Annotated in this window: 7 protein-coding genes; 2 read left to right on the top strand and 5 right to left on the bottom strand. The window is 73.0% G+C overall.

Features of this window, described 5'->3' with window-relative positions; all coding sequences use genetic code 11:
- Positions 1 to 104: 104 nt before the first annotated feature.
- From ruvX to ACFVUH_RS15585, 4 genes are read right to left on the bottom strand one after another with little or no spacing between them, the layout of a single operon-like run.
- Positions 105 to 584 carry a Holliday junction resolvase RuvX gene (gene ruvX / locus ACFVUH_RS15600; RefSeq protein ID WP_344325577.1) on the bottom strand — a complete coding sequence of 160 codons (480 nt, stop codon included), beginning with the start codon at positions 582 to 584 and terminating at the stop codon, positions 105 to 107.
- Positions 585 to 600: 16 nt separating this feature from the next.
- Positions 601 to 3,270 (bottom strand): alanine--tRNA ligase, encoded by a 2,670-nt coding sequence (gene alaS / locus ACFVUH_RS15595; RefSeq protein WP_355374391.1) that lies wholly within the window; start codon positions 3,268 to 3,270, stop codon positions 601 to 603.
- The gene (locus tag ACFVUH_RS15590; protein ID WP_355374394.1) at positions 3,270 to 3,713 is read right to left on the bottom strand and encodes a DUF6167 family protein; all 444 of its coding nucleotides are present in this window, start codon (positions 3,711 to 3,713) and stop codon (positions 3,270 to 3,272) included. Before ACFVUH_RS15590 ends, alaS begins: the two co-directional genes overlap by 1 nt.
- Positions 3,714 to 3,717: 4 nt before the next feature.
- Positions 3,718 to 4,194 (bottom strand): DUF948 domain-containing protein, encoded by a 477-nt coding sequence (locus ACFVUH_RS15585; protein ID WP_355374397.1) that lies wholly within the window; start codon positions 4,192 to 4,194, stop codon positions 3,718 to 3,720.
- Between the two features lie 300 nt (positions 4,195 to 4,494).
- Between ACFVUH_RS15585 and ACFVUH_RS15580 the strand changes: the two genes are divergently transcribed.
- Together ACFVUH_RS15580 and ACFVUH_RS15575 are read left to right on the top strand one after the other, a co-directional pair.
- Positions 4,495 to 5,556 carry a hypothetical protein gene (locus ACFVUH_RS15580; RefSeq protein ID WP_387913642.1) on the top strand — a complete coding sequence of 354 codons (1,062 nt, stop codon included), beginning with the start codon at positions 4,495 to 4,497 and terminating at the stop codon, positions 5,554 to 5,556.
- Between the two features lie 78 nt (positions 5,557 to 5,634).
- On the top strand, positions 5,635 to 5,928 hold the full coding sequence (locus tag ACFVUH_RS15575; RefSeq protein ID WP_387913884.1) for a tetratricopeptide repeat protein: 294 nt from the start codon (positions 5,635 to 5,637) through the stop codon (positions 5,926 to 5,928).
- 136 nt (positions 5,929 to 6,064) lie between these two features.
- Here ACFVUH_RS15575 and rpsD read toward each other — a convergent pair whose 3' ends face one another.
- Positions 6,065 to 6,679 carry a 30S ribosomal protein S4 gene (gene rpsD, locus ACFVUH_RS15570; RefSeq protein WP_350570297.1) on the bottom strand — a complete coding sequence of 205 codons (615 nt, stop codon included), beginning with the start codon at positions 6,677 to 6,679 and terminating at the stop codon, positions 6,065 to 6,067.
- Between the last annotated feature and the right edge of the window lie 184 nt (positions 6,680 to 6,863).

Genomic DNA, 6,863 nt, shown 5'->3' with positions numbered 1-6,863 from the left:
CCCCTCGGCGGCCCCCGAGCCCCGCTCCCCGAGCCCTCCGTCCGTGGGGCCGGTCCGTCCGGGCCCCCCCCCGCACCCCTCTTCGGGACGTTAGAACAGGCCGGTCAGCCCGCCGCCTCGACGCTCTCACCGGGCGGGCGTCCGCTCACCCGTTCGGACTCAAGGGCGGTCTGCAGGATCACCACCGCGGCGGCCTGGTCGACCACCGAGCGGCCCTTCTTGGCCTTGACCCCCGAGGCGCGCAGCCCGTGGGTCGCGGTGACCGTCGACATCCGCTCGTCGACCAGCCGGACCGGCACCGGCCAGAGCCGGTTGGCCAGCCGGGCCGCGTAGCCGCGCACCTTCTCGGCCGCCGGGCCCTCCTTGCCGCTGAGCGAGCGCGGCAGCCCGACGATCACCTCGATCGCGCCGTACTCCTCGACGATCGCGGCGATCCTGGCCTGCGACTTCACCCCGGCCGGGACGGTTTCCACCGGGGTGGCGAGCACCCCGTCGGGGTCGCAGGACGCGACCCCGATCCGGGCGTCCCCGACGTCGACGGCGATCCGCCGCCCGCGCCGGAAGGGCTTCTCCTCGAACTCCATCAGAACGCGGACCCCATCAGGAGGCACGCTCCGCGACCAGGCCGCGCACCGCGGCGACGGCCTCGTCGATCGCGGCCGGGTTGGTGCCGCCGCCCTGGGCGACGTCGTCCTTGCCGCCACCGCCGCCGCCGAGGGTCTTGGCGGCGGTGCGGACCAGCTCGCCGGCCTTGATGCCGCGGCCGCGGGCGTCCTCGTTGGTGGCGATCACGGTCAGCGGGCGGTCGTTGGCGACGGTGAAGGCGGCGACCACGGCCGGGCGCGCGCCGAGCCGGCCGCGCACGTCCAGGACCAGCTTGCGCAGCTCGTCCGCGCCGGTGCCGTCGGCGACCCGGGCGGCCACCACGGCGATGCCGTGCACGTCCTCGGCCGAGTCGGCCAGGCCCGCGGCGGCCGCGAGCACCTTCTCGGCGCGGAAGCGCTCGATCTCCTTCTCGGCGTCCTTGAGCTTGGCGAGCATGCCGGAGATCTTCTCCGGCAGCTCCTCCGGGCGGCCCTTGACCAGCTCGGTCAGCTGGGCGACCACGGTGTGCTCACGGGCCAGGAAGCGGTAGGCGTCGGCGCCGACCAGCGCCTCCACCCGGCGCACGCCGGAGCCGATCGAGGACTCGCCGAGCAGCTTCACCAGACCCAGCTGGGCGGTGTTGCCGACGTGCGTACCGCCGCACAGCTCCTTGGAGAAGTCGCCGATGGTGACGACCCGGACCTCGTCGCCGTACTTCTCGCCGAACATCGCGATGGCACCGGCCTTGCGGGCCTGGTCCATCGTCATGACCTCGGCGGTGACCTCCAGCTCGCGGGTCAGCACGTCGTTGATCTTCTGCTCGACGTCGGTCAGCACGCTGCCGGGCACGGCGGCGGGCGAGCCGAAGTCGAAGCGGAAGCGGCCCGGGGCGTTCTCCGAACCGGCCTGGGCGGCCGTCGGGCCGAGCGCGTCGCGCAGCGCCTGGTGGGTCAGGTGGGTGGCCGAGTGGGCACGGGCGATGGCCCGGCGGCGGTCCACGTCGATGGTGGCGTACGCCGCGGAGCCGAGCACGACCTCGCCGAACAGCACGCCGCCGGAGTGCACGATCACGCCCGGGACGGGCTGCTGCACGTCGCGGATCTCGACGACCGCGCCGGAGTCCAGCCGGATCCGGCCGTGGTCGGCGAGCTGGCCGCCGCCCTCGGCGTAGAACGGGGTGCGGTCGAGGATGAGCTCGACCTCGTCGCCCTCGGTGGCGGCCGGCGCCGGGACGCCGTTCACCAGCAGGCCGACCACGGTGGCCTCGCCCTCGGTGAGGGTGTAGCCGGTGAAGACGCTGGCGCCGGACTTGTCGGCGACCTCGCGGTACGCGGCGACGTCGGCGTGGCCCATCTTCTTGGCCTTGGCGTCCGCCTTGGCGCGGTCCCGCTGCTCCTGCATCAGGCGGCGGAAGCCGGCCTCGTCGACCTGCAGGCCCTGCTCCTCGGCCATCTCCAGGGTCAGGTCGATCGGGAAGCCGTAGGTGTCGTGCAGCTTGAACGCCTGGTCGCCGGAGAGCACCACGCCGCCGGCCTGCTTGGTCTCGGTGACCGCGGCGTCCAGCAGGTTGGTACCGGCCTTCAGGGTCTGCAGGAAGGCCGTCTCCTCGGCGGTGACGACCGTCTCGATGCGCTTGCGGTCGGTCTCCAGCTCCGGGTACTGCGGGGCCATCGCCTTGATCGCGATGTCCGTCAGCTCCTTGGCCACCGGCTCGGTGGCGCCCAGCAGGCGCATGTTGCGGATGGCGCGGCGCAGGATGCGGCGCAGCACGTAGCCGCGGCCCTCGTTGCCGGGGGTGACGCCGTCGCCGATCAGCATCAGCGCGGTGCGGATGTGGTCGGTGACCACGCGCAGCGAGACGTCCGCCTTGTGGTCCGCGCCGTAGGCGTGGCCGGTCAGCTCGGCGGCCCGGTCCAGGATCATCCGGCTGGTGTCGATCTCGAAGAGGTTGTCGACGCCCTGCAGGATGGCGGCCAGGCGCTCCAGGCCGAGGCCGGTGTCGATGTTCTTGCTCGGCAGGTCGCCGAGGATCTCGAAGCCGTCCTTGCCGTCGCCGTGGCCGCGCTCGTACTGCATGAAGACCAGGTTCCAGATCTCCAGGTAGCGCTCGCCGTTGACGGCCGGACCGCCCTCCTCGCCGTACGCGGGGCCGCGGTCGTAGTTGATCTCCGAGCACGGGCCGCACGGGCCGGGGACGCCCATCGACCAGAAGTTGTCCTTCATGCCCAGGCGCTGGATGCGCTCCGAGGGCACGCCGATGACCTCACGCCAGATCAGCTCGGCCTCGTCGTCGTCCTGGTAGACGGTGATCCAGAGCTTCTCCTTCTCCAGGCCGTAGCCACCCTCCGCGACGGGAGTGGTGAGCAGCTCCCAGGCGAACTTGATGGCTCCTTCCTTGAAGTAGTCACCGAAGGAGAAGTTGCCGCACATCTGGAAGAAGGAGCCGTGCCGGGTGGTCTTCCCGACCTCCTCGATGTCCAGGGTGCGCACGCACTTCTGCACGCTGGTGGCGCGCGAGAACTGCGGCTTGACCTCGCCCAGGAAGTAGGGCTTGAACGGGACCATGCCGGCGTTGACCAGCAGCAGGGTGGGGTCGTCGGCGACCAGGGACGCCGACGGAACGACGGTGTGGCCGCGCTCCTCGAAGAAGCGCAGCCAGCGGCGGCGGATCTCTGCCGACTCCATTAGTGGTCCTTCCGGTTGGTACCGCCCCGCGGCGCAATCGCGCGCCGGGGCGTTTTCTCGATGGCTTGGGGGGTGGTGCGGGGACCGTCCGAGGACGATGCGCGGGCACTGCTGGACGGAGGCAGGGCGGCGGCCGGGCTCCCGGGCGCCGCCGAGATAGCTCGGTACCGTGGCTCGCCGCGCACGCCGGCGCGGCGGCGCGGCTCGACGACGGCGGTGCCGTCCAGCCCGAGGTCCTCGCGCAACTGCTCCTCGCGCTCGGTCATGCCGGTCCGCACGTCCTGGGCGAACTGCTTGGCCCGGTCGCCCAGCTGCAGCGCGCCGCGGGCGGCGGTGCCGGAGAGGCTGTCCGGGGTGAGCCGGTGCACGGCCTCGTTGGCCTTGTTCATGGCCCAGACGGTGGCGCCGGCGCCGACCGCCATCCAGAAGATGCGTCGCACCATGCCGTCAGCCCCTCACCGCGCGCCGGACCCGGGAGAGCAGACCGCTCCTGGGGGCGGTCGCGGCGCGCACCTCGGCCCGGATCAACCGGGCCAGCTCCTCGCGCTCGGCCGGCTGGGTCGGCAGCGTGGCCGTGCCCTGCTGCTTGGCGACCGCCTTGCGCACGCCGTAGCTGAACGCCGCGACCTTGACCAGCGGACCGCCCAGGGTGGCCGCGACGGTGGAGGAGAGCGCGTTGGCGTTGGCCGCCGCGTCCTGCACGTTGGCGGTGATCTCGTCCACCCGCTCCAACTGCTCGTTGGCGCTGCGCACCGCGGTGCCGGCGTCGGTCAGCAGCGGCACCGCCTGCTCGGTGACGGCGGAGACCAGGACGGCCGCCTCCTTGAGCACCCGCGACAGCCGGACCAGCACGACCGCGAGCAGGGTGACCAGGACCGCCCAGAACACGGCGACGAGCAGGCCGGCCAGCTCTCCCACGGACACCGTTGCGCGCTCCCTCGCTGTGCGTACCTCAGGGCACCCATGCCCTAGGGAACCCTATCGCGACCACGCGGAGTTTCCGGACCGGGTTTCCCGCGCGGGGCGCGCGGCGATCCGACCGGATGTGCGATCCGCGCGCGTAACCTACCCGTCGGTCACCTCGTTCTGCCGGTCGGGCCGCGGCCGCGCGGCCCGGACGGACGGACGCCCTGGCCGCCTCGGCCCGGGCCTCGACGCGGGGAGCAGGGTGTGGACGGGGAACCGACACCGCGACCGGAGGGGCCGTCGCCGGGGCAGGAACGTTTGCTCCGGGCCCGCCTGTCGGTCTTCGCGGGCGGCTTCGACGCCGACGCGGCCGAGTACGTCTGCGCCGGCGCGGGCATCGACCCGGACGAGCTGCCCGGGCTGCTCGGCGGACTCCTCGCCCGATCCGTCCTGCTGCGCGAGCGGAGCCCGCACGGCGCACGGTTCCGGCTGCCGGACGCCGACCGCGCGGACGGTCGGCGACGGCTGCGCGCCGCCGGCGAGGAGCGCCGGCTGCGGCGCCGCCACCGGGACTGGTACCTGGGCGTGGCCACCTGGGGCGAGGTCGAGTGGTTCGGCCCCCGGCAGGCGGAGACCGCCGAGCGCACCGCCCTGGTGCACGCCGACCTGCGGGCCGCCCTGGAGTTCTGCCTGACCGAGCCCGGCGAGCAGCGCACCGCCCTGCTGCTGGCCGGCACCCTCTGGTTCTACTGGGCCGGCTGCGGCCACCCCGGCGAGGGGCGGCGCTGGCTGGAACGGGCGCTGGCGCTCGACCCGGAGCCCACCGAGGCCCGCGCCAAGGCCCTCTGGGCGGCCGGCTGGACGGCCACCCTGCAGGGCGACCTGACGGCCGCCGGGCCCGTCCTGGAGGAGTGCCGCCGCCAGGCGCTGGCCACCGGCGACGACCGCGCGCTGGCCCGCGCCGTGCACCGGCAGGGCGATGCCGCGCTGGCCGGCGACCGGCCGGCCCGCGCCGCCGAGCTGTTCGAGGAGGCGCTGCGGCACTACCGCGCCGTCGGCGAGCTGGACAGCAACGTGCTGAGGGCGATGGTCGGGCTCGGCACCGCCCAGCTGCGCCGGGGCGACCGGGAGGGCGGCGAGCTCCGGCTCGGCCGGGCCCGCGAGCTCTGCGAGCAGTACGGCGAGCAGTGGGCGTACGCGTACGGGCTCCACGCGCTGGCGTACGCGCGCTGGCTGGACGGTGCGATCCGCCCGGCCCGGACACTGGCCCGGGAGAGCGTCCGGCTGCACCGCCGCTTCAACGACCGGGCGGGCATCGTGCCGGCGCTCGACCTGCTGGCGCGGCTGGAGGGCGGGCCGCTCCCGCCCGGGAATAGTTGAAACTTGTCCGGTGCTGGAGCGGGCGGAACCACCGTACGGAAGGAGCACCCCGTGGCCAACATCGCCGACGAGTACCGCATGGCGAACTTCTACTTCGACTCCAAGGCGTACACCGACGCCGCCCGGATGCTCGAAGGAGTGCTCGCCGAGGAGCCGACCAACCTGTCGGTCCGGCTGCTGCTGGCCCGCAGCTACTTCCACTCCGCCCAGCTGCGCAAGGCGGAGGCCGAGCTGCTCCGGGTCCTGGAGGCCGATCCGGCCGAGGACTACGCCCGGCTGATGCTGGGCCGCACCCTGGAGCGCCAGGGCCGCGCCGAGGAGGCCCGCCCGCACCTGCGGCTGGCCTCCGCGATGACCGGCGAGTCGTACTGACCCACCCGGACACCACCCGGGACACCCGGGGCACCACCCGGGACCGTCCGGACACCACCCGGACAAGGGGCGAGCCCCCGCCGCCACAAGGGCGACGGGGGCTCGCTGGGGTACCGCAGGTGATACCGCTCGCGGGTCAGCGCGAGTAGTACTCGACGACGAGCTGCTCGTCGCAGATCACCGGGACCTCCTTGCGCTGCGGCGCACGGTCCAGACGGAAGGCCAGGGCCTTCAGGTTGACCTCGAGGTACTTCGGGGTCTGGCCCTCACCCGCGTTGCCACCCTCACGGGCGACCTGGAACGGGACCTTCTCCTTGCTGCGCTCGCGGACGGTGACCACGAAGCCCGGCTTCATCTGGTACGACGGCTTGTTGACCTTGCCGCCGTTGACCTCGATGTGGCCGTGGACGACCATCTGACGGGCCTGGTAGATGGTGCGGGCGATGCCCGAACGCAGCACCAGGGCGTCGAGGCGGGTCTCCAGCTCGGCGACGAGCGCCTCACCGGTCTTGCCCTCGGCCTTCTTCGCGCGGTCGAACGCACGCGCCATCTGCTTCTCGCTCAGGTCGTACTGAGCGCGCAGCCGCTGCTTCTCGACCAGACGGACCTTGTAGTCCGAGTTCTGCTTGCGGCCACGGCCGTGCTGGCCGGGCGGGTACGGGCGGGCCTCGAAGTACTTGACGGACTTCGGGGTCAGCGGCACGCCGAGCGCACGCGCGATCTTGACCTTGGGGCGCTTCTGGTTCGCCATGAACCAAACCTTCCTTGCTTACGAATACGGCTTCACCAGGTGTTGACGGAGGTCGCCTGTCGCGGCCCGGAGAAAACCCCACCGCCCGGGGGCAGTGCGATCAGCCGCTCTCCGGAGCCGGGCACGAGATGTGCTTGTCACACGGGTCGAACCGGAAGCCGGTTCGCCCGCGACACCGAAACGG

Origin of the sequence: Kitasatospora sp. NPDC058032, from assembly GCF_042885845.1 — a bacterium.
GTDB lineage: Bacteria > Actinomycetota > Actinomycetes > Streptomycetales > Streptomycetaceae > Kitasatospora.
Note: the sequence above shows the minus strand (reverse complement) of the source record. Positions and strands in the feature narration are given on the sequence as shown.

Bases quoted from the DNA above. Each gene is read 5' to 3' on its own strand.
- ACFVUH_RS15575 (WP_387913884.1), top strand. From the start codon at position 5,635: ATGGCGAACTTCTACTTCGACTCCAAGGCGTACACCGACGCCGCCCGG.
- alaS (WP_355374391.1), bottom strand. From the start codon at position 3,270: ATGGAGTCGGCAGAGATCCGCCGCCGCTGGCTGCGCTTCTTCGAGGAG.
- rpsD (WP_350570297.1), bottom strand. From the start codon at position 6,679: ATGGCGAACCAGAAGCGCCCCAAGGTCAAGATCGCGCGTGCGCTCGGC.
- ACFVUH_RS15590 (WP_355374394.1), bottom strand. From the start codon at position 3,713: ATGGTGCGACGCATCTTCTGGATGGCGGTCGGCGCCGGCGCCACCGTC.
- ruvX (WP_344325577.1), bottom strand. From the start codon at position 584: ATGGAGTTCGAGGAGAAGCCCTTCCGGCGCGGGCGGCGGATCGCCGTC.